18 protein-coding genes are annotated in these 22,398 nt (G+C 68.2%); 11 read left to right on the forward strand and 7 right to left on the reverse strand.

The window, feature by feature from the left end:
- Positions 1-48 precede the first annotated feature (48 nt).
- Positions 49-1,569 (reverse strand): MFS transporter, encoded by a 1,521-nt coding sequence (locus AB0L82_RS21215; protein WP_364638666.1) that lies wholly within the window; start codon positions 1,567-1,569, stop codon positions 49-51.
- Between the two features lie 72 nt (positions 1,570-1,641).
- Between AB0L82_RS21215 and AB0L82_RS21220 the strand changes: the two genes are divergently transcribed.
- The gene (locus AB0L82_RS21220; protein WP_364638669.1) at positions 1,642-2,247 is read left to right on the forward strand and encodes a TetR/AcrR family transcriptional regulator; all 606 of its coding nucleotides are present in this window, start codon (positions 1,642-1,644) and stop codon (positions 2,245-2,247) included.
- Between the two features lies 1 nt (position 2,248).
- On the opposite strand, the gene AB0L82_RS21225 is transcribed toward AB0L82_RS21220, so the two are convergent.
- From AB0L82_RS21225 to AB0L82_RS21240, 4 genes are read right to left on the reverse strand one after another with little or no spacing between them, the layout of a single operon-like run.
- Positions 2,249-3,511, reverse strand: a complete 1,263-nt coding sequence (locus tag AB0L82_RS21225; protein ID WP_364638672.1) for a hypothetical protein — start codon at positions 3,509-3,511, stop codon at positions 2,249-2,251.
- Positions 3,508-5,028 carry a tetratricopeptide repeat protein gene (locus AB0L82_RS21230; protein WP_364638675.1) on the reverse strand — a complete coding sequence of 507 codons (1,521 nt, stop codon included), beginning with the start codon at positions 5,026-5,028 and terminating at the stop codon, positions 3,508-3,510. The genes AB0L82_RS21225 and AB0L82_RS21230 overlap by 4 nt, the downstream gene beginning before the upstream one ends.
- A gap of 1 nt (position 5,029) precedes the next feature.
- The gene (locus AB0L82_RS21235) at positions 5,030-6,187 is read right to left on the reverse strand and encodes a hypothetical protein (protein ID WP_364638678.1); all 1,158 of its coding nucleotides are present in this window, start codon (positions 6,185-6,187) and stop codon (positions 5,030-5,032) included.
- Positions 6,184-7,896: a hypothetical protein gene (locus AB0L82_RS21240; protein WP_364638681.1), complete on the reverse strand. Its 1,713-nt coding sequence runs from the start codon at positions 7,894-7,896 to the stop codon at positions 6,184-6,186. Before AB0L82_RS21240 ends, AB0L82_RS21235 begins: the two co-directional genes overlap by 4 nt.
- A gap of 130 nt (positions 7,897-8,026) precedes the next feature.
- Between AB0L82_RS21240 and AB0L82_RS21245 the strand changes: the two genes are divergently transcribed.
- A complete protein-coding gene (locus AB0L82_RS21245) occupies positions 8,027-8,584 on the forward strand; it encodes a lipoprotein LpqH (protein ID WP_364638684.1) in 558 nt (185 codons plus the stop codon).
- A gap of 104 nt (positions 8,585-8,688) precedes the next feature.
- A complete protein-coding gene (locus tag AB0L82_RS21250; protein ID WP_364638687.1) occupies positions 8,689-9,477 on the forward strand; it encodes a hypothetical protein in 789 nt (262 codons plus the stop codon).
- Between the two features lie 79 nt (positions 9,478-9,556).
- Here the strand turns inward: AB0L82_RS21250 and AB0L82_RS21255 are convergent, their stop codons facing one another.
- Both AB0L82_RS21255 and AB0L82_RS21260 read right to left on the reverse strand, forming a co-directional pair.
- Positions 9,557-11,026, reverse strand: coding sequence for a DUF6882 domain-containing protein (locus AB0L82_RS21255; protein ID WP_364638690.1), 1,470 nt, complete (start codon positions 11,024-11,026; stop codon positions 9,557-9,559).
- A gap of 24 nt (positions 11,027-11,050) precedes the next feature.
- The gene (locus tag AB0L82_RS21260; protein WP_364638693.1) at positions 11,051-12,229 is read right to left on the reverse strand and encodes an ROK family protein; all 1,179 of its coding nucleotides are present in this window, start codon (positions 12,227-12,229) and stop codon (positions 11,051-11,053) included.
- Between the two features lie 134 nt (positions 12,230-12,363).
- Here AB0L82_RS21260 and AB0L82_RS21265 point away from each other — a divergent pair, with 134 nt between their 5' ends.
- The 8 genes from AB0L82_RS21265 (at position 12,364) to AB0L82_RS21300 (ending at position 22,357) form a co-directional block, all read left to right on the forward strand.
- Positions 12,364-13,827, forward strand: coding sequence for an APC family permease (locus AB0L82_RS21265; protein WP_364638696.1), 1,464 nt, complete (start codon positions 12,364-12,366; stop codon positions 13,825-13,827).
- A gap of 107 nt (positions 13,828-13,934) precedes the next feature.
- Complete coding sequence (locus tag AB0L82_RS21270) at positions 13,935-14,864, forward strand: ROK family protein (RefSeq protein ID WP_364638698.1); 930 nt, start codon at positions 13,935-13,937, stop codon at positions 14,862-14,864.
- A gap of 100 nt (positions 14,865-14,964) precedes the next feature.
- A complete protein-coding gene (locus AB0L82_RS21275) occupies positions 14,965-16,077 on the forward strand; it encodes an SIS domain-containing protein (RefSeq protein ID WP_364638701.1) in 1,113 nt (370 codons plus the stop codon).
- 649 nt (positions 16,078-16,726) lie between these two features.
- Positions 16,727-18,484 carry a DEAD/DEAH box helicase gene (locus AB0L82_RS21280; RefSeq protein ID WP_364638704.1) on the forward strand — a complete coding sequence of 586 codons (1,758 nt, stop codon included), beginning with the start codon at positions 16,727-16,729 and terminating at the stop codon, positions 18,482-18,484.
- A 129-nt stretch (positions 18,485-18,613) separates the two neighbouring features.
- Positions 18,614-19,405 (forward strand): heavy metal-binding domain-containing protein, encoded by a 792-nt coding sequence (locus AB0L82_RS21285; RefSeq protein ID WP_364638707.1) that lies wholly within the window; start codon positions 18,614-18,616, stop codon positions 19,403-19,405.
- Between the two features lie 3 nt (positions 19,406-19,408).
- Positions 19,409-19,777 (forward strand): DUF5073 family protein, encoded by a 369-nt coding sequence (locus tag AB0L82_RS21290; RefSeq protein ID WP_364638710.1) that lies wholly within the window; start codon positions 19,409-19,411, stop codon positions 19,775-19,777.
- A gap of 28 nt (positions 19,778-19,805) precedes the next feature.
- A complete protein-coding gene (locus tag AB0L82_RS21295; protein ID WP_364638713.1) occupies positions 19,806-20,609 on the forward strand; it encodes a transglutaminase-like domain-containing protein in 804 nt (267 codons plus the stop codon).
- Positions 20,610-20,965: 356 nt separating this feature from the next.
- Positions 20,966-22,357 (forward strand): AarF/ABC1/UbiB kinase family protein, encoded by a 1,392-nt coding sequence (locus AB0L82_RS21300; RefSeq protein WP_364640399.1) that lies wholly within the window; start codon positions 20,966-20,968, stop codon positions 22,355-22,357.
- Positions 22,358-22,398: the final 41 nt, after the last annotated feature.

Raw genomic sequence — 22,398 nt, forward strand, 5'->3', positions numbered from 1 at the left:
TCGATTCACCCGGAATGGGCGAGTTTCGCACCTGGCACGGCGGCCGAATCAACGCCGCACGCCCGGAGCCAGCGCCGCGATGAGGACGGCGGACAGCAGTCCGGCGCAGCCGAGGGCGACGCTCGCCTGCTGGAATCCGTGCAGGAAGGCTTGTTTGGCGAAGTCCGCGAGGGGTGCGCCCGCCGGACCTGCGCGCTCGGCCACCTGTAGCGCGGCGGCGAGCGAATCGCCTACCGGGCCGCGCGCCGCCTCCGGCAGCCGGGGCAGGGCGGACGCGATACGACCGGAGTATCCGGCCGCGAGCACGCTGCCCGCGACGGCAATGCCGAGGGCGGCGCCGATTTCGCGGGCAGCGTCATTCACGGCGGCGGCGACCCCGTGCTTTGCCACGGGTGTGCCCGCGACGATCGCGGCGGTGGCGGGCGCACTGCACAGGCCCATACCGGTGCTCATGATCACCAGCGACCACAGCAGGCCCCAGTAGCCGCTGTCCAGATCCAGGCGGGAGATGGCGAGCAGGCCCGCACCGACCGTCGCCAAACCGATCAGCGTCACCCAGCGCAGGCCGATGCGGTCGGCCAGCATGGGCGCGATGAGCGAAACCAGTACCAGCGGAACGACCATCGGGCCCAGCGCCAGCGATGAGGCCAGCGGCGAATAGCCGAGGATCAGTTGCAGATACTGCACGATCAGCATGAACAGGCCGAATGAGATCAGGAACTGCACGGTGAGTGACAGTGTGCCGCTCGCGAATCCGCGATCGGCGAACAGTCGCACATCGAGCAGTGGATGCGCGGTGCGCAATTCGATCAGGGCGAAGGCCACCGCGGCGAGCAGTCCGCCGGCCAGCAGGCCGAGCACCAGTGGATCGAGCCAGCCGCGGCTCGGAACCTCCATGGCGGCAACGACTATCGCGCCGACGGCGGCGATGACGGTCACCGAACCCCACGGGTCCAGGGGCGGCCGGTCGGCATCGATCGATTCCGATACGGTGCAACCCGCCGCCAGCAGTATCGCGCCGACGGCGGTCATGGCCACGAAAACCGACTGCCAGGGCAGCCATTGCAACAGGATGCCGGAGCCGATAATGCCCAGTGCGCCACCGGATCCCGCGACGCCCGCCCAGACGCCGACGGCTTGACCGCGCCGCTCCTCCGGAAATCCGGCGGTGAGCAGGGAGAGCGTCGAGGGCATCACGAACGCCGCGCCCGCACCGGCCGCCGCGCGGGCACCGATCAGCCAGAGCGGGCCGTCGAATATCAGCGGGAGCGCGGAAGCCACCGTGAATACGGCCATTCCGATGATCAGCACCACCCGCCTGCCCAGCCGGTCGCCGAGCGCGCCCGCGGGCAGCACCAGGCAGGCCAGGGCGAGGGTGTAGCCGTCGACCACCCAGGTCAGCTGCTGCTGGGTGACGCCGGTATCGGCGGCTATGCCGGGCAGCGCGGAATACAGTGCGGCCATGGCCGCCACCACGAGCGCGATGCACAGGCAGGACACCGTGAGCATCCAGCGTTGCGGGCGTGACAATCTGGTGGTGACGGCCGTGCCCTGTCCGGTGGATACCATGGCAACTCCCGAGAAACGATACTGACAGTAGCGCTACGGTACTACCGGTAGCGTCGGAAAGGAACCGGTGCGGTGGCAGCGAATACGCCCGACGACGACATCGATCCGCGCAAGCTGCGCTCGCGGGCCCGGCTGCTCGATGCCGCCACCACCCTGCTGAAAACAGGTGGGGTGCAGGCGGTCACCATCGACGCGGTGACCAAACTGTCCAAGGTCGCGCGCACCACCCTCTATCGGCACTTCGACAGCTCCGCCGAACTGCTGGCGGCGACTTTCGAACGGCTGGTGCCGCAGGTGTCACCGCCGCCGGACACCGGCACGCTGCGGGACCGGCTGGTGGAATTGATCGTGCGCCAATCCGCGCTCATCGATGAGGCGCCGGTACAACTGACCACGCTGGCCTGGCTCGCCATGGGCAAGACGGAATCGAAAGACACCGCGTCCCAAAGCTTCACGAGCTTGCAGCGCCGGGTGATCGAACAGTACCGCCAGCCCTTCGACCGCCTGCTGAATACCGAGCAGGCGCGCGCCGAACTGGGCGAGTTCGACCTGAATCTCGCACTGGCGCAACTGATCGGCCCGATCGTCTTCACCAAACTGACCGGGCTGCACACCTTAAGCCGGGCCGATATCAGTCAGGTGGTCGACGACTTCCTGCGAGCTCGCCAACGATCTTGAATTACCGACCCGCGTCGACCGTGGCGAAGGCCGCCCAGACCAGGGGCGAATGTTCGACGGCACCGGTCGCGCGCCAGGCGGCGAGCCGCTCGCGCTGCCAATCATTCAGTGCGGCAACCGGATCGGGACGCTCGTGAGCGGTATCGATGGCGCATACCGCGTCCTGCAGCGGGCGGCTGTCCGGGGCCGCGCCGCCGAAGCGCTGGAAGGCAAGATCCGTCGGCAGTGCCCAGCGGCCCGCGGTCACCAATTCCGCTCCGCCGGTGAGCATTGCGGCCACCAGGCCGAGTGCCTCACCGAAACGCAGATCGCCGCCGCTCTCGCAGGCGATGAGGGCTACCCGGCTGGGGATGGGCCAGAGCTGCGGGCCGGTGCGGGGGTCGTCGGTCAGGGTGTAGGTGCCCAGCAGCAGATCCCGCGCGGATAGCGGACGGTGATCACGCTGCGCGGGAGCGAAGCCGAGTGTTTCCGCGGTGCACGCCAAATGCATTGTGGCCGACTCGCTCTGGCCGGAGTCGGGAGCGGCCGCGGTCACGTGCCCGATGTAGAGCAGCCGGGACGCGCCCGCGCGCAATGCCTCTCCCAGCCATACCCGGTCCACATCGGTTCGGCGGAACGCGGCGACCGGATCACTCACCTCGGGTGTCAGCCGATCCTGTCCCGCGTACTCGGCGACGAGCTTGGTCAGCGGCGCGTCCAACTCCATCCGGCCGAGCACCGAGCCGAGGGCGGAATCCGCGCGGAAGCCGGGGACCCTGGGGTCCAGCACCGCGACGACGGGCAGCTCTCGCGCATCGGCCCAGGAGCGCCCCACCCGCGCGGGCGCGTGCACGATGCCCGGCGGCGCGAGCAAGCTCACCTCGGCGATATCCACCAGTCGCACACCGGAATCCGGGGCGATCAACTCCCACGGAATCTGCGCCACCCGGGGCGACGGCTGGATCCGGATACGCGGGCGCACCCCCGCCACGTGCAATTCATAGAGACGGACCGCGAGCTGATACGGCAGGAAGGTCGCCGACAGGAATCCGGCCAGCGCCTCCTCCGCGGCGACCGTGGCCAATTCGCCCGTGGTCAGCGCGGATTCCAGCCCCGCCTCCCCCGTGGTCGGCAGTGCCGCCGCGAACCGCCGCACCGCCGCGACGACCTGTTCCTCGGGCACCACGCCGATTCCCGGTGCGCCGCCGTCGTTCTCCCATCGCCAGGAGATGAACAGATCCCCGGCGTCGGCCATCCGGACGTAGGCCGTGGGTTGAGCGGTCATGAGTGCACCACCCGGCTGTCACGCAGGGGGCGGCCGTAGCGCTGTTCGGCGACGGAAATCGCCGCGGCCAAAGCGATATGACCGTCGGGGGCCACGGCGACCCGAGGCGGCAGGGCTACCGGCAGGCCCGCACGCGCGGCCACGGCGGCCAGGGCGTTACCCAGTTGCAGAGCGTCGTTGATGGGGCCGGGGTTGGCGGGCAGTGGTTCCAGGGGATCGAGGGTGTCCAGGGTGGGGTGGTTCGGTTGTGCGGCGAGGCGGTCGATATCGAGGGTGGTTCCGGCGCAGGCGGTTTCGATGAGGTCGGCGATCAGAGTCGCGTCACCGGCCAGGAATCCGAAGCGGAAGGCCAGTCGCATAGCGGGATCGGCCATGCGGCGGTTCCAGTTCTCGCGCTGTGCGCCGTCGGGGAGTTCGTAGCGCACCGCATCCAGGGCCAGTGCGGCGGGCACGGCCAGGTCGACCGCCCTGGGCAGCAGTTCGGGCATGGCTTCGAGCAGGGGCTCGAGCAGGCCCGCATGCCAGAAGTCCACCTGCGCGCAGAGCAGGCCGAGGCCGTGTTCGGCGTAAATGGCTCGGGCGGTGGCCAATTCGGCCTCGCCGTCCGGGTAGCGACCGGCGGCGAAGGCCAGGGTGGCCAGGCGGGTGCGCACATCGGCGGCATCGGCGATGACGCCGGATTCCTCGAAGTGCCGCAGTGCGCGCCGATAGTGCGCGTCCGCGAGCTCGGGCCGATCGCGGCGTTCGGCGATCAAACCCATGACCTTCCAGCCGATTCCGGCGCGGTGCGCGTGACCGGAGGTCTCGAAGTACTCCTGCGCGGTGGTGAGCAGCGGTTCGGCCGCATCGTATCTGCCCGTGCGGGTGTGCATTATGGCCAGATTCTGTTGCGTCTCGGCCACACCGTCGCCGTCACCGGCGGCGGTGAACGCGGCCAGGGCCTGCCCGGCGAAATCCTCCGCCAGCTCCCAGCGACCGGTCTCGAAATGCGCGGCGGCCAGATTCATCAGCGAGTGACCGACCTGATCGGGGGCGAAACGGGTTGCCGCGTCCAATGATTCGGTGGCGATCTCGATACTGCGCGCCCACTGCTGCCGATGCAGGGCGACCGCGCTCAATGACACCAGGCAGGCATACCGCAACTCCAGCGGCGCTCCCTCGCCCGACAATAACTCCCGAGCCTGCTCCAGCGCGTTCTGCGCACCGTCCAGATCGCCGAGCAACTGCAAAGCCTGCGACATATTGATCAGCGCCGCCGGGCGCATGCGCGGCGCATCGGGGCCCATCTGTGCCAGCGCGTCCCGGAACAGTTCGGCCGCACCCGCGTGATCACCCAGTTGATCAGTGACGCAGGCCGCGTTCACCATGGCGCACACCCGAATATCGCCGGTCTCGGTCGATACCGCGGTCTCGAATATCCGCAGTGCCTCCCCCAGCTCACCCCGCGCCATCGCCTCGGCTCCGGCCCGCAGTACCGCCGATTCCCCGGGTGTTCCACCACCGGTGGTCGCGACCACGTCAGAAGTCCGAATCGTCTGCGGCGGCGGCGATTTCGGCCAGCAGCGGCGCATCGGGGGAAACCCCGCCGAAGGTCGCACCGGGCACATCCGCGGAGACACCGAGTGGCGCGGCCGCCCGCCGCAGCCTTCCCGAAGCGAGTTCTCTTATCCGACTGCGCAATTCATCCTCACCGGGCACCGACGGCGACGCGGCGTCGAGACGGGTCGCGGACGACCCCGGAAGCCGAGATGCGCTGGCCGAGTCCGCGACCGGCGATCCCACCGTCGCGGAGTACGACTCCGCACCCGGCGCGAGACCGAACCCGGGGACATAGATGTCCACACGAACGGTCGATCCCGTTGTGGCGAAAGCGATTTCGCCGGACCAGTTACCACCGGACGATCGCAGCGCGACCTCGCGGACTTCTCCCCCGGTGGCCACCCGCGCCCACGGCCGCAGGTAGGCCGGAACCGCACCGGTCAGCCCCGGGGCAGTTGCCGCGGCGACCGCGATCGTAGTCACGCCCGCATCGCGAATCACCTGCCAGGACACCGCTTTTTCCGAGGCGTCCACCAGCCCGGGCGGGCAGCAGCGCCAATCCCAGCCGCCCATGCCCCGCCCGAGCACCATCCCATTCGGGATCTCATCCCCCGCCGCCAGCGCGTAATCCGAAGCGCGCCCCAGACTCTCGACCCGGGCCTCGACCTCGGGCCCGATCGAGTCCGCACCGTCGAGCAGGGATTCACATTCCTCGGTGAGCCCGGCGATCTCCTGATCGAGCAACCGCTGATCCAGCGCCGCGATCCCGTCCAGCGTGGACGCGGGCCACCACCGAGAAACCCACAGCGCGAACGCGAGCCGCCAAGCGCTCGCCGCGAGCCCGGACAGGAGCGCGGGCCGATCCGTCAGGACCGTAGCGTCGGCCTCATCGAGGGCGAGGGCGATGGGCTCGCCGTAGATGGCCCACACCCATTCCTGGGCGAGCTCCACATCATCGATGACCGCCGCCGGAAGTGCCGGTCCCGCAGGCACATTCCAGGTGAGGTGGCCGCCCGCGACCTCGAGCACCATGACATCCAGGCGTGGCGCGGCATCGAGCACGGTCGCGGCTCCGGCGGGCATGATGCCGCGCAGCCCGTCGCCGAGCCGCCGAATGAGCAATCCCGTCTCCGTCATCCCGCCCTCGATTCCAGCTCATCGAGTTCGGCCGCCACCGCGGTCGCCGCCAATGCCTTCTTCACCCGCATCCGATGATCCAGCATGACCGACCGCGCCACCCCGTCCAGCAGATCCCACAGCTCATCCGCCTCGTACACCGGCACCTCGCGCACATCGCGCCCGTGCACCCGCGCCCATAATCGCCGCAGGTACGGCCGCCACGGCACTTGAAGATCAGCCGCGATCACAGCCAGCGGCCCGGGTGCGCTTACGGCTCCCGGTGTTTCGAGACTCCCGAGCGCATCGGCACCCACGGGCGGCACCGCGCCACTGGACTCGCTGCCCGTGCCGAAACCCGGGGCGACACGGTTCGAAGCGGCCGCGCCGTGGAAACCCGCCACGTCGGTCGAAACCACCTCGCCGATCGAACCGCCCACCGCGGACATCGCCGCCGTCGGTGCCGCGGCGGCGGTGAGCGATGTGGGGCACACCATCATCCGGCGGGCCTGGAGCACGTACGCCTCGCGCTGCCAGCGACTGTTGATCACTCGCGCGGCGGCCGACGCGACACCGGTTTCCGGCCCGCGCGTGCTGTGTCCGTTGCCGGGCGCGCCTGCCAACGGCGATCCGATATCGTTGGGCGCGTTGACAATCGGCCGCAGTTGCAATGCCAGATGCGCGCCCGCCGCAGCGGCCAGGCGCAGCGATTCGTCCAGCAGCGCCCAGGGCGAGCAGGACCGCGCGATCTCGGCGTCCACCAGTTCCGGGATGGGCGGCAGATCGGCGCGCTCGGAAGCCGCTTGCAGCACCGTGAACACCCGCTCGTGAATGGTCCGATCGAACGGCAGGCCCAGGCTCGCCTTGGAAGCGGACGCACCGACGCGCGGTGGCTGCGGCGCGGGATAGGCGGTCAGTCCGAGATATTGCGCGGAGGGGACGGGGCCGGCGGCTGCCGCGTGACCACCCGCCGCGGTAACCCCCGCGAGCGTGGATTCGCGCACGGCCGGGATGGCGGGCTCGAGTTCCAGCGCCGCGGGAATCGCGGGCGCCGCGTCACTGCCCTGTGCGAGCCAGAGCCGAATCCCGTGGTGGGTGCCTATAGATGCCGCGATCAGATCGTCGATATCCACATCGGGTTCGGGTTCGCCGAGGCGGGCGGCGGCGCAGGCGTTGAGCAGATCGGTGAGCGGCTCGGTGTGGTCGGGGGTGGTGGTGAGCGGGCGGCGACGCCAGGCGGTCGCGATCAATTCGGCCAGGTCCCCGGATTGTTCCGGATCGGCGAGGAATTCCTTGAGCGCCTGGGTGGTGCGGCCCGCGGTGAGGTTGTGGATTTCCAGCAGGGCGTCCTCCGCCGCACCGCGATCAGCGACCGCATCGGGCATACCGGACACGGTGGCGAGTTCGTAGCAGCGCTGGAAGTACAGGTCCTGGGCATTGCCCGCGGTGATGCGCAATGCCCGGCGGACCTGTTTGAGCAGGGTGAACCAGGCGGCGGTGGCGCGCAGCACGTCGGCGGCGGCATTGATGCGGGCGGTCAGCAGCACCGCGCCGTCGGCGGTGAGGATGGAGCCCGCGCATTCGGGATGCTGGACCGGCCGGATGACCAGCGGGTCCAGGATGAGTTTCACGGTGCGGCGCAGCGGCCCGCCATGGGGCCCGCTGAGGGCTTCCACACCGTCCAGGCGGCGCCAGACCTCATCCAGCACCATGGCCCGCGGTCGTCGCATTCGCCCAGGTTAGCGGAGTTTGTCCGGAAATCGCGCGGCAAAAGTTGGTATCGGTAGGACACCGCACCCTTCCTACGGTTCTCTCATCGGCCCCGAACGCGAGCCGAACCGAGAAGAACTGGGAAACACCATGAACACCAAGTCGATTCGCCTGACCGCCGCTATCGCCGCCGCCGCGGCCGCCGCCCTGGTCGTCACCGGCTGCAGTGACAACTCCAGCAGCAGCTCCCCCTCGACGAACTCCGCCACCTCGGCGGCCGCCACCTCGGCCACCCCCGGCAACACCGCCCCGGCCGGCGGCAAGTCCAGCGCCACCGTCGACGGTAAGGCCCTGGACGCCAAGTTCGACACCACCTGCGTGAAGCAGGGCGGCACCCTGGCGCTGGCGCTCACCGATACCGCCAACGCCAACTACGGCCAGCTCAGCGTGAGCGCGACGCTCACCGGCGACGACACCGTGCAGGCGGTCGGCATCGCGGGCTCCAAGGGCGGCAGCAACGGTATGCCCTACGCGGTCGGCTACGGCAACGGCGCGCCCGGCGGCTCGGCCAAGGTCGTCAAGAACGGCAATACCTACACCGTCACCGGTGAGGGCGTCGGCGCTCCGGATCTCACCAATCCCACCGCCGGGGTCAAGAACTCGAAGTTCGAGATCGTGTTCGCCTGCGCGAACATCGTCGGTTCCTGATCGAACCGAGGCGGCGCCTGACTGCTATCCCCGCTCATGCCGCGCCGGGCATGAGCGGGATAAAACCCCGTACGCAGCACCATAATTCCGATTACGAGGACATCATGAAGAATCAGATCCGCACCGCCGCAGTCATTTTCGCCGTCCTGGGGATCGGCTACTACCTCTGGCACGGCCTCACCTCCACCGACTTCCTGCCCTGGGTGGGCTGGCAGATGAGTCTGCCGATCATCGCCCTGACCGTCGTCCCGATGGCGTTCGCCTTCACCGGCGACAGCGTGCTGTCGGCGCTGACCGGCAACAACAGCTCCGAATACCGCAACGGCCTGATGGGCCTGGGCACCGTGGAATCGGTGCGCAATACCGGTGTCTCGCTCAATGATCAGCCGCAGGTGCGCATCGACTTCCGCGTCGAGGGCGCGGACGGCAAGGTCTTCCCGGCCTACGCCAAGATGATCGTGCCGCTCACCGAACTGGCCCTGCTGCGCCCCGGCGTGGTGCTGCCGGTCCGCTATCTGCCCGAGCGCCCCGACCGCGTCGAGGTGGATCTGTCCGGTGATTCCTCCGCCGCGCAGAACGCCATGAACCAAGCCATGATTCGCAAGGGCATCACCACCCAGGCCAAACTCGATATCGCCCGCAACGGCATTCCGGCGCAGGCCGTGGTGAGCGCGCTGTCGGTGCCCGGCGAGATCCGCGACGGCCACCCGCGACTGGATCTGACCCTGATCGTCACCCGCCCCGACGGCAGCACCTTCGAGGCGCGGACGGAGAAGTTCCTCCCTCCTACCCAGGTCGGGCAGGTGCAGATCGGACGGGTGGTGCGGGTGCACTATCTGCCCGGACAGGAGCAGGATCTTGTCATCTCGCTTCCGGTGAACTCCGGCTCTTGAGGACCACCGGGGGTACCGCGTACGACAGACGGAAAACTTAGCGCCGCAGGCTTATTCAGCCCGCGGCGCTTTTGCCGTCTCAGAGCCCGAGTTGCCCCTGCAAACCCCAGTAGACCCGGGTCAGCGCGCCGTCGACACCGAATTCGACGCGCAGCTCGTACAGGCCGAAATGGCCGATCAGCATTTGCGGTTCGCCGACGAACAGGGTCGGGATCCGGAAATGCTCGAAGTAGCCGACGATCATCTCCCGCATGGTGCGGTAGCGGTTCTCTACATCGGTGAGCGGGTTCAGCAGATTGGCGGTGACCTCGAAGATGGTGGCCGCGAAATCCGGATCGGTACCCGGCGGGGTGATGCGCGGATCGGTGATCGCCAGGCAGCGGAAGCCGGATCCATCCTCGAGCGGTACGTGCACCCAGCCGACACCGCCGCCCAGGTGCACCGCCGCGGTGGTGAGCAGATCGGCCGCATTGGCCGGTTTGAACGCCGGTCCCAGTGAGACTCGCTCGGCGGCAAGGTGATTCGCACCGGACTCGAACGCCGCGCGACGCACGGCGGCACTGCCCGGCCAGCCGTTCCCGGCCCAGACCCAGGTATCGGTGGCGAATTCGTAGTGACCGAGTTCGACTGCCGCCAAGGCCAATTCAGGAAGTTCGGCAATACCGTAGCGGCCCGTGACGGGATCCCAGGTGGGCGTCGGGGATTCCAGTTCCCGCAGACCCGTCGCGAAATCGAGCAGGCCACGCTTGAAGCCCATGGCAACGGCCGAAGCGGGCGCGAGCCGCGCCAACAGCTCATCGGGGATGAACGGCTGTCGCGGCGGGCGCGGTCTCTCGGCCGTAATCGGCTGTTGTGCGACACCTTCCGCGTTCACGACGCTGGCGTCGACGATATTGTCCCGTTCGTCGATGCGCGCGAGCAACCGATAGCCGCCGGGCAGGTCCAGTTCATTGCCGCCGGGCACCTCACGCACGATCAGACCGTGCCGCCGGGCGTACCCGGCGATAACCGCCCGCGCCCCGCCGCCGAGCAGCAGATCCGAGGCGATGCGCAGCCAGGTGGCCACATTGCCGGGATCGGGTTGCGCCAGTGCGACACTCTCGTCATCGATGGCGAGGTAGGTGTAGGCGCGGCCGCCGTGATTGAACTTGGTCATCCCGCGCGCACCGAGCACGCCCTGCGCGATCAGCGACAGATGGTCGGCGGCGAGCTTCGGATCGTGGAAACCGCCCAGATCCAGCAGTTCGGTGGTGAATTCCGGAATCCCATGTGCCGCACCGATTTCCTGTAGCCGCACCGAATGCCGGGTGCCGGGTAGTCCGGCCAGATCCGGTTTGGCCCACGCCCACATGAAGGTCTGATCCTCGGCGAAGGTGCCCAGCTGTCCCGAGCGCGCCAGCTGCCGATCACCGATCCAGGCCAGTCCGGCATCCAGATCGCAGCCGGTGCGACCCGGTGCGATCTGCTCCATGAACCAGTTGTACTGCTCGATGCCACCGCCGAGATATCCCCGTGCGAAGGACAGCAACTCGCTACTGAAAGTGTCCACGGCAGGGCAGGCTACTACCCGGGGTCAGTCCTGGGTCCGGCGGTCGAAAACCTGCGGGCGAGCGATCCGCAGCGCCGTTGCGATCGCGCCGAGAAGTACTGCGTCATCGCCCAATTCACTGGATGCCACCTGCGGGCGCAGCGGCGTGGAGCGTTGCAGCGCGGCGCGCACCTCGTCGAGGTAGAGGTCCGCGCTGTGCCCGAGGCCGCCGCCGAGCGCGATGACATCGGGGTCCAGGACGGCGGTGACCGCGGCGACGACCAGTGCGACGCGTTCCCCCTCCTGGCGAACGACATTCGCGGCGATGGGATGGCCCGCGCGAGCGGCCTCGAAGACGCCCTTGGCCGTGAGCCGTCCGATCATACCCTGTGCGCGTGCCGCTTTGACGACGGCCTCGGCGGAGACGGCTTCTTCCAGTGCGCCGCGGCGCGGGGCCTCGGTCTCGGGTGCGCCGAAAGTCGTTGGCAGGAAGCCGACTTCACCGGCCGCACCGTGCGCGCCGGTGAAAAGTTCGCCCTGGGAGACGATTCCGACGCCGAGGCCGGTGCCGATCAGCACGTAGACGAACAGGCGGCTGCCGCGACCCGCACCGAAGACGTACTCGCCCAGCGCCGCCAGATTGGCGTCATTGTGCACCGACAGTTCCGGGCCGCCGAGTCGCTCGCGAATGGTGTCGAGCAGTCCGGCGCGGCCCCAGCCCGGCAGGTTCACCGCGAAATGCATGCGGCCGTCCTGCGGATCGAAGACCCCTGGACTGCCCAGCGCGGCGTGGATCACCTGGTCGGCGGTGATTCCGGCGGTCGCGCAGACCTGTTCGGCCGCCCGCACCGCGATATCCGCGACGGCGGCGGCGGTGCGGGCCTTGTTCGGGATATCGATGCGGGCCAGCACTTTTCCGGAGAGATCGGCGACGGCCGCGCGCAGATTGGCCCGGCCGATATCCAGGCCGAGCACATATCCGGCGGTGGGGTCGGGCTCGTACAGCACCGCGGTGCGCCCGCGTTCGGGTGCGACCGTGCCCATCTCGCGGACCAGCCCGCTGTGCTGGAGCGCGGCAAGGGCACTGGACACGGTCGGCTTGGAAAGCCCGGTGTCCCTGGCGAGTTGGGCACGGCTCGACGGGCCCGCGTTGCGCAGCTGTTCGAGCAGCAACCACTCGTTATTGCTGCGCAGGCGCTGCCGGTTCCAGGGGACTTCTTCCATCGCCTTCCGTTTCTCGCTCGGGTCGTCGGCTCAACTCTAGGCAAACGAATCTTGATGACCTCTTGACGGCAATAGTAAAGGAATTTAACTTTACTAAACCACTCGCTCGCTCAGCTCCCACCGGAGGAAGCCCCATGTCCGGTCCCCGCCAACTGCCCCGCAGTATCGGCCCCTTCCAGGCCACCGCCATCAATATGAGTCAGATGGTCGGCATCGGCCCGTTCGTCACCATTCCGCTCATGGTCGCCGCGTTCGGCGGCCCGCACGCCGTCATCGGCTTCGTCGCCGGGGCCGTGCTGGCCCTGGCCGACGGGCTGATCTGGGCCGAACTGGGTGCCGCCATGCCCGGCACCGGCGGCACCTACGTCTATCTGAAGCAGGCTTTCCAGTACCGCACCGGACGACTCATGCCGTTCCTGTTCGTCTGGACCGCAATGCTTTTCATTCCGCTCATCATGTCCACGGGCGTGCAGGGGCTGGTGCAGTACTTGACCTACCTGTGGCCGTCGATGAGTGACACCCAGGGCGATATCGTCGGCGTCGCGGTGGTGGCGCTGGTGATCGCGCTGCTGTGGCGGCGGGTGGCCTCGATCGGGAAGATCAGCGTCGTCATGTGGACGGTCATGATCATCTCGGTGGCGGCGGTCATTCTGGCCTCGTTCACGCATTTCCATCCGGATATGGCGTTCACCTGGCCCGAGCACGCGATCGACCTGGGCAGCAACACTTTCTGGCTGGGGTTCGCCTCCGGTCTGACCATCGGCATCTACGACTACCTCGGCTACAACACCTCGGCGTACCTCGGCGGGGAGCTGAAGAATCCGGGGCGGGTGCTGCCGCGTTCGATCATCTTCGCGATTCTCGGGGTGATGAGCATCTATCTGCTCATGCAGATCGGCGTACTGGGCGTGACCAATTGGAAGGACATGCTCGACCCGGACAATGTGGCCTCGCGATCGGTCGCCTCGGCGGTGCTGGAGACGACCATGGGCAAGGGCGCGGCGCAGGTGGTGACCGGGCTCATCCTGATCACCGCGTTCGCCTCGGTGTTCACCGGACTGCTGGGCGGGTCGCGGGTGCCGTTCGACGCCGCGCATGATCGGGTGTTCTTCAAGGCATTCGGGCGGCTGCATCCCAAGTACGAGTTCCCGGTGCTCGGCCTGATCGCCATGGGCGTGGTGACCGCGGGCGGATTCCTGCTGGCACGGCATATCGGGACCTCGGCGACGCATCCGCCACTGGCGGTGCTGATTTCACTGCTCACCACCGTGATGGTGATCGTGCAGGCGCTGGCGCAGATCGCGGCGGTGATCGTATTGCGCAGGCGGCAGCCGGATCTCGTGCGGCCGTACAAGATGTTCCTGTATCCGCTGCCCGCGATCGTGGCGGCCGTCGGCTGGCTGGTCATCTACGGCTACGCGGACAAGTCGAATCCGGGTGTGCATCCCATCGAATGGTCGCTGGCCTGGGTGGCGCTCGGTGGTGTCGCGTTCCTCATCTGGGCGCGAGCGGAGAAGGTATGGCCGTTCGGCCCCAAGGAGATTCGGGAGGAGTACCTGACACCCGAACCCGAAGTCACCGAAACCGTCGCCGACTGACGGATTTCCGCGCGGCGCGATACCGATATCGCGCCGGAGAACGATACCGAGATAGGCCGGGCCGCCACCTTCGCGGCGGCTCGGCCCGATTGCAGCGAGGACGTCGAATGCCGCACGCAGCAAGTGAATTCGCCGTCATCGGCATCGATTTCGGCGGCACCAAGACCGAGGTGGCGCTGGCCGATTCCCGCGGCGCGATCCTGGCCCGCGAACGCCTCGACACCCGAACCGATCTCGGCCCCGACCACATTCTGGGGCGCACCGCCGGCACCGTGCGGCGATTCGAACAGCTCGCGCGTGAGGGGCATGACCTGTCCGTCACCGAATGGGCGGCGGTGTGTCCCGGCATCATCCGGGCCGACGGCATCCAGTTGACTCCCAACCTGCCCGGCTGGGAGACGCTGGCGCTGTCGGCCCGGCTCGCAACGGAATTCGGGGTGCCCGCGGTGCGGGTCGCCAATGACGTGCGAGCCGCCGCCCTCGCCGAAGTCCGCTTCGGCGCGCTGCGCGGTGTGGACACCGGGATCTATGTCAGCCTCGGCACCGGGATAGCGGCCGCGCTCATCGTCGGCGGCCGCGTCATCGTCGGCGCGCATCAGGCCGCCGGGGAGATCGCCTACATGAATCCCGGCAACTACCCCGTCGGCGCGGTAGCCGTGGGCCGAGCTCCCCTGGAGGAATTGGTGGCCGGACGCGCTCTCGGCGAACGCGCCTCCGCCCGGCTCGGCACCCCGATCACCAGCGCCGAACTCTTCCACCGCACCGATGCCGAAGCACGAAACCTGGTGCGGCACACACTGGAAACCCTGGCAACGGCACTGGCCAACCTCACCGTCTTCGTCGACCCCGCCCGCATCGTCCTGGGCGGCGGCATGATGGCCGCCGCCGACCACATCCTCCCGGCCCTCACCGACCTGATCGCCACGGCCACCCCGTACCCACCCGAAATCCACGCCGCCCACTTCCTCGAAGACGCCTCCCTGCACGGCGCGATAACCCTCGCCCTCGACACCGAAACCCTCGCCCCCACCCCGTAATCCCCGAGGGACGCGCGGCCCGATGCGTCCGCCTACCGCGATACCAATCCGGCGGGGCCACATCACGTCCCGATCCGACTGACATACCCGGAGGAATCCGATGACCGATACTCGACTCGGCAGACTGATGGAAGCCGAGATGCGTGATCAACCGCGCGTGCTCGCCACGCTCGCCGACCGCTTCACCACGATTGGCAGTGAAGTCGCCGCGCTCTTCCCGAGCGCGGGCGAGAGATTCATGGACAGTGGAGGCGGTGCGACCCCCAGCCGCCCCGCAGGCAACCCTCGCGATCATGCGGGCGGCCCGGTCGGCGTTGCGTTTCTGGCTCGGGGTTCATCCGATAACGCCGCGTTGCTCGGGCGGTACGCGGTGGAGTTGCAGACCGGGTTGCCGACGTGTCTGGTGGCTCCGAGCATTGCCACCGCGTACGGGCGCGAGCCCGCCGGGTTTCGGGGCTGGCTGCTCATCGCGCTGTCGCAGTCGGGGCGGACGCCGGAGGTCGTGGATCTGACCGGGCGCTATATCGCGGCGGGGGCGAAAGTGGTTGCGGTCACCAATGATCCGGATTCGGCGCTGGCGCGGATCGCGGATTACACGGTGGCGCTGGAGGCCGGGCCGGAGCGGGCGGTGCCCGCGACCAAGACCGTGACCGCGCAGATGCTCGCGGTGCTGGCGATCGCGTCGGGGCTCGGGGCAGGCGATATGACCCAACTCGAGGCAGGCGAATTACCAGCCGCAGCAGCCGATCTGCTGGCCGATGGCGGGGCGGTCGAGCGTGCTGCGGAACTGCTCGCGACAGTCGACCGGCTGGCGGTGGTCGGGCGCAGTGCCTGCTATCCGGCGGCTTTGGAGACCGCGCTCAAACTTCAGGAGACCACCGGGCTTATGGCGCATGGTTTCTCCAGCGCGGATTTCCGGCACGGCCCGATCGCGGTCACCGGCCCGGGCGCGCCCGCATTGCTGATGGCGGGTTCCGGTCCGGCTGATACCGACACCCTCGCGCTGCGCGAACCACTCAGCGCCCGGTACGCGCCGATTGTGCTGGCGGGCACCGCGACCGAAGCACCCATCACCTGGCCCGCGCTCGGAAATCTGGGCGAATGCCTGCTGGCAACCATTCGCGGTCAACAGCTGGCACTGGCCGTGGCAAGGGAATTGGGGATAGACGCCGACCATCCGACGGGCCTGGCGAAGGTGACGCTCACGCACTGATCAGTGCGCGACGGCCCACCTTCGGCGGCGGAGGTCGGCGGTAATGGTCGTCAGCGGACTGTCGGTGGGCTGTCGGCGGGTCCGGCCACTGTGGGAACCACGCCGGACACGGCGCTCAATCCCACACCGGAGTAAGCACATGAGCACCATCACACTCAGCAAGGACGACGCCCGCCGCATCCGGCGACCGCCGAACTCATCCGGGAGATCGACTCGGCGCTGGGCAACTGACCCGCGCGATCCTGGTTGCCCGGAGGTAACAGACCGTTCTGCACTCTCGATTTCGGAAGTAGCGGGGCGGATCGGAACCGAAGGGCAGGCAGGGCGATGACGTTCATCAATGGGATCTCGAACGCGCTGTATCAGTATTCGATCGGGGCGCCGCAGGATGTGGTTGTCGGATGGTTGCTGTACGCGATCGGAATGTAGTTCCGTCGAGAGCAAGCGACATCACAGGCGGGCAATGACCTTGAATCTTGCGCACTGGGCTATGGTTGTAGCCGTTGAGTAGCGCGATCTTGCCTATTCTTCTCCGTCGTGGATGTCTTTTCCTTCGCGTCGGCCACGCAGCGAGGTCAGCAAGTGCGGACAAACAGTTCGGCACACCCCTGCGATTTCATCCGATGCTCGAAAGGCACCAGGAACCCCTATGACTTCTCGTTCAACGAGCCCCGCCACGTCCTTCGCCGATTTCGGTGTGCGTCCCGCCCTGGTCGACGCCCTCGCGGCGAACGGCATCAGCTCGCCCATGCCGATTCAGGCCGCCACCCTGCCCGATGTGATCGCCGGGCACGATGTGCTCGCTCGCGGACGGACCGGCAGCGGTAAGACCCTCGCCTTCTCGGTGCCGATGGTGGAGCGCCTGGCCGCCGCCGGTGGTAGCCGCCGGCCGGGACAGCCGACCGGTTTGATCCTCGCCCCGACCCGTGAGCTGGCCACCCAGATCGCGGCCGCGCTGGAGCCGATGGTCAAGGCGTGCGGGTTGCGGGTGACCACCGTTTTCGGTGGCGTACCGCAGAATCGGCAGGCCAAGGCACTCAAGGCCGGTGTCGATATCGTCGTCGCCTGCCCGGGACGGCTGGAGGATCTGATGAAGCAGCGCCTGGTGGCGCTGGATTCGGTGCGGATCACCGTGCTCGACGAGGCCGACCATATGGCGGATCTGGGCTTCCTGCCCGGCGTGACCCGCATTCTCGCGGCCACCCCCGCCGATGGGCAGCGGCTGCTGTTCTCCGCGACCCTGGACAACGGCGTGGACAAGCTGGTGAAGCGGTTCATGCGGAATCCGTTGTCGCACAGCGTGGACGAGGCGCATTCGCCGGTTCCGGCGATGACCCACCACGTGTTCGAGGTCGGCGGCGCGGACGCCAAGAAGGATCTGGTCTACACCCTGGCCTCGGGTGAGGGACGCCGAATCCTGTTCATGCGCACCAAACATCACGCGCGCCGCCTCGCCAAGCAGCTGACCGCCGCGGGCATTCCGGCCACCGATCTGCACGGCAATCTCTCCCAGGCCGCTCGCGACCGCAACCTGGCAGCGTTCTCCGCGGGCACCGCGCGGGTCCTGGTCGCCACCGATGTGGCGGCGCGCGGCGTGCACGTGGATGACGTGGAACTCGTCGTGCACGTGGATCCGCCCGCCGAACACAAGGCGTACCTGCATCGTTCGGGCCGCACCGCCCGCGCGGGCAGCGCCGGTGACGTGGTCACGGTCGTGCTCCCCGAACAGCGCAAGGATGTCGCCTTCCTGCTCCGCAAGGCGGGCATCGACACCAAACCCCAACAGGTGACCGCGCATTCGGCCCCGGTGACCGCCCTGGTCGGCCCCATCGCCGCCCTGGTCACCCCGCAGGCCGACGCCCCGCGCGTCGACGACCGCGATGATCAGCCCCCGCGTCGCGGCAACCGCCGCGGCAGCGCCTCCCGCATGGCCAAGGCCCGCGAGGGCGGCAACGCCCGCCGCACCACCGAATTCAGCGGCGCGCGCGGTGACGCCCCCACCCGCCGCAATGGCGACGGCCCGGCCCGCGGCGACAACTCCGCCCGCCGCACCGGCGGCACCCGCAACGCGGACAACCGCTCTTCGGACGGCAACCGCGGCACCCGTGGCGACCGCAACTTCGACGGCGATCGCACCGCGGGCAGCGGCCGTACCCGCGGAGCGGCCGCCACCGCCACTCGTGGTGCGCACGCCACCGACCGTCGCGCCACGGCGGGCCCGGCCCCGCGCACCGGCGGCACCCGCCGCACCGCGGCCCCCGAGCGCGCCACGGCCACCGCCACCGGCCGCCCGCCCCGCACCGAGGACCGCGCCACCGCGACCAACGGAGCCCCGGCCCGCCGCCGCGCCTCCCGCCCCCAGGCCGCGGCCACCCGCGACCAAGCGGCACACTCCGGCCGCCGCTGATCCAGCGCGCACAACCGAATTCGAGCCCGGCCCGCCTCTTCACGGAGGCGGGCCGGGCTCGTTTCATGGTGGCCGGGGTGGGATTCGGCGTCGTACAGTGGCGATGGTCGTCTATGGGAGGTAGGGGTCGTGCAGCCTGATCCACCGTTGGAACCGACCGCGGGTGAGCGGCTCTCGCATGCGGGGCGGATTTTCACCTCGGATCTGTCGGTCAATGAGTTCGCGCTATTGCACGGGGCCGGGTTCGAGCCGATCGATCTGGTGATGGGGGTGTCGGTCTATCACGTGGGGTTCCAGTTCACCGGCATCCGGCAGCAGATGGAGTTGACGGTGCTGACCGAGGCCACCTATCGGGCGCGCTGGAATGCCATGACCCGAATGCAGGCCGAGGCGGACGCGTTGCATGCCGACGGCGTGGTGGGGGTGCGGCTGGAGTGGCGGCACGTGGGGACCGAGGCCAGTCATCTGGAGTTCATCGCGGTCGGCACCGCGGTGCGGTTCACGCAGGCGCCGGGCAGGTTCCGCAGGCCGAATGGGCAGGCGTTCACCAGTCATCTGTCCGGCCAGGACATGGTGACGCTGATGCGGTCCGGGTTCGCGCCGGTGGCTTTCGTCATGGGCAATTGCGTATTCCACGTGGCCGTACAGGGTTTCATGCAGTCCATGCGCCAGATCGGCAACAATGTCGAGATGCCGCAGTGGACGCAGGGCAACTATCAGGCCCGCGAACTCGCCATGTCGCGCATGCAGGCCGAGGCCGAGCGGGACGGCGGGATCGGCGTCACCGGGGTGGAGTTCCAGATCCAGAACTATGCCTGGGGTCATCACACCGTCGAGTTCTACGCCGCCGGAACCGCGTTGCGCCGCACCGGATCCGGTGAGACGATCACCCCGCAGTTCGTCCTCCCGATGGGCGGCTGACCGGTGGATTTCGATCCGGAGCACGCGGCGCGGGTGATCGGCGCGGCGCTGCACGGCCCCGGCGGGGTCGCGATGGTCTTCACCGTGTTCGCCGGGGTGCCGGGCGCGGTGCGCACGCCCGCCAAGCGCGGCCTGTTCCGCTCCGAACCCGAACGGCTGCAATTGGGTTCGTGGCGCTACCAGGTCACCGGTGATCAGCGCGTGCTGGCCGCGCATGTGGTGAACGGCATTGTGCTGGCCGAGGATGTGCTCACTGCGGCGGCGGTCGGACCGCATGTGGCGCGCGCCCTGTCCGATCTGGTGGCGGGTTTCGGCGAGCCCGCTGTTCCGCGCATCACAGCCGCGCTGGAGGTCTTGGAAACAGTCGGCTGACCGGGCGTTCACCTGCGAGTATTAAGGGGTGAAGCGCGATGTTTCCGCCCATCTCGACGTTCTTGTACATGCCGATTCCGTGCTCGAGTTCCAAATCGCAGTGGCGCGTCAGCCCGGTATGGATTTGAGCGAATCACTGGTGTTCGAATTGGACGGCCGGCGCTGTCAGGCGCGCGAGGTGCTCGGCCCGCACGGCACGCGAATTCACGTATTGCGCTGTGGCGCGGGGAATCTGCACGCGTATTACAGCGCGACGGTGCTCGGGACCGCGCTCGCCGAGCCCCCGTCGGAGTACGATCTCGCGATTTACACCCGCCCCAGCAGGTTTGCCGAATCCGATAAGCTGCTGAATTTCGCCGCCGCCGAATTCGGCTGCGGCATAGATGATCCGGAAACCCCCGCCCGCGTCGCCGCCTGGGTGGGCCGCCGGGTCCGTTATCTCCCCGGCGGCAGCACCCCCAGTGACGGCGCGGTGGAGACCCTGCTGTCCGGCACCGGCGTCTGCCGCGATTTCTCCCATCTCACCGTCGCGCTGCTGCGCGCGGTCGGCGTGCCCGCCCGGGTCGCCTCGGCCTATCCCCCGGGCGGGGTCCCGATGGATTTCCATTCCGTCCCCGAGGCTTACGTGGGCGGCTCCTGGCGGGTCCTGGATCCCACCCGCATCGCACCGCGCTCCACCCTGGTTCGCATAGCCACGGGCCGCGATGCCTCCGATATCGCCTTCCTCGGCAACCACGGTGGCGATATCACCGTGAACGGCCTGTGGGTCAACGCCTTCGTCGACGGCCCGCTCCCGTACGACGATTTCGAGCAGCCGCTGACCCTGGCCTGAGGGTCCGCGCCGGGTTCGCGGGCCCCGGAAGCCTGCACCAGATCCTGCCCCCTTCGCAGGATCTGGTGCCCTTCGAGCATGACTCAGCACCCCGGCTTCGATCACCCTCTCCGGAACCGGAATTCCTGGAAAAACGCTGATGGATGGGCCATTTCAAGACCGAAAAGGACTTTCCGGACCGGAAAGATTTGGCCGGAATCCAGTCGTTCCGAGATGACGCGCCCGCCCCGGAACCGCGAAATCCTCGCGTCTGCGGCGATTGCCGACGGTGTGCTCATGAAGGTGCGATGATGCTGATCGGCGATCGTGATCGCGGCACGGTCGCGGACGATATCGATCCCGTGGAAAGGCCGGCCATGACCGGATCGAAGCCCGTATCGACCTCGCGGCTGGCCCGCGGTTCCAAACTCGGTGCGGTGGTGGCCGTGCAGGCCGTTCGCAAGCGCCGGACCAAACTCGCCATGATCGGCAGATCGGCCGATGTGCGCGCCCGCATGGCCGATGAGTCGGTATTGCATCTGGCCGAATCGCTGGTTTCGGTGCTCGGTCAGATGAAGGGCCTGGCGATGAAACTCGGGCAGCTGCTGTCGCTGCTGGATCTGGAGTTGGTGCCGCCCAGGTATCGGGAGAGCTTCCAGCGCCGCCTGGCGGTGCTCTTCGATCACGCGCCGCAGGTGGATTTCGCGGCCATGCGCGGGGTCATCGAGGAGGATCTGGGCAAACCCCTCGACGAGCTGTTCGCCGACTTCGATCCGGAGCCGATCGCGGCCGCCTCCATCGGGCAGGTCTATCGCGCACGGCTTTTCGACGGCACGGCGGTGGCGGTGAAGGTGCAGTATCCGGGCATCGATCTGGCGGTGCGCGCGGATCTGCGCAATCTCGGCATGCTGCGGGTGCTGATGCAGCAGGTGATGCTGCCCGGTTTCACCCTGGGCGTGCTGGACGAGATGCGCGCCAATTTCGAGAACGAACTCGATTACGAGGTCGAGGCCCGCACCCAGCGACATGTGGCGAATATGTACGCCGATCACCCGTTCATCACTGTGCCGCAGGCTTTTCCGGAGTACAGCAGCCGCCGCGTATTGGTGACCGAATACACCCCCGGCCTCGATTTCGAGGCCATGCGGGCGCTGCCGGACGCCGAACGCGATCGCATCGGCGAGATCGTCTACCGCTTCTACGTGGGTTCGCTGTTCGAGTTCGCCGAATTCTGCGGTGATCCGCATCCGGGCAATCTGCTGCTGCGCCCGGACGGTCGTGTGGCGTTCCTGGATTTCGGGCTCTACAAGCGAATGGCGCACGAGCACATAGCCTTCGAGGCCACCTGTCTGCGCGCCGCGGCCGAGGATCGCGATGACGATCTGTACCGGCTCATGGTCGAACGCGGCGTCATCGACGAGCAGTCCGGCGTCACCCCCGAGGAGTGCTACAACTACGTGCTGTCGGCGGCGGAGTGGAGCCTGGTGGACGAGGATCTGCCGCTGACCCCGGAGCTGGCCTCGGCCGCCTTCCTGCACGCGGTCGATCCGCGCATCGCCGAATTCGACGGTATGCGCAGGCAGAATCTGCCGCCGGAGCATCTGTTCTCCCGCCGGGTCGACTTCTGGACCTGCGCCACCCTGGGTCAGCTGCGCGCGACGGCGAACTGGCATCGCATTGCCCGGGAATGGCTGTACGACGAGGAGCCGATCACCGAACTGGGCCGCCTGCACCGAGATTGGCGAATGTGGCCACCATCACCCCGTTAACGAACATAGCGTCATAGAGGATTTCACTGCGAATCACTCGT

It is taken from the genome of Nocardia sp. NPDC052001 (assembly GCF_040680615.1).
GTDB lineage: Bacteria > Actinomycetota > Actinomycetes > Mycobacteriales > Mycobacteriaceae > Nocardia.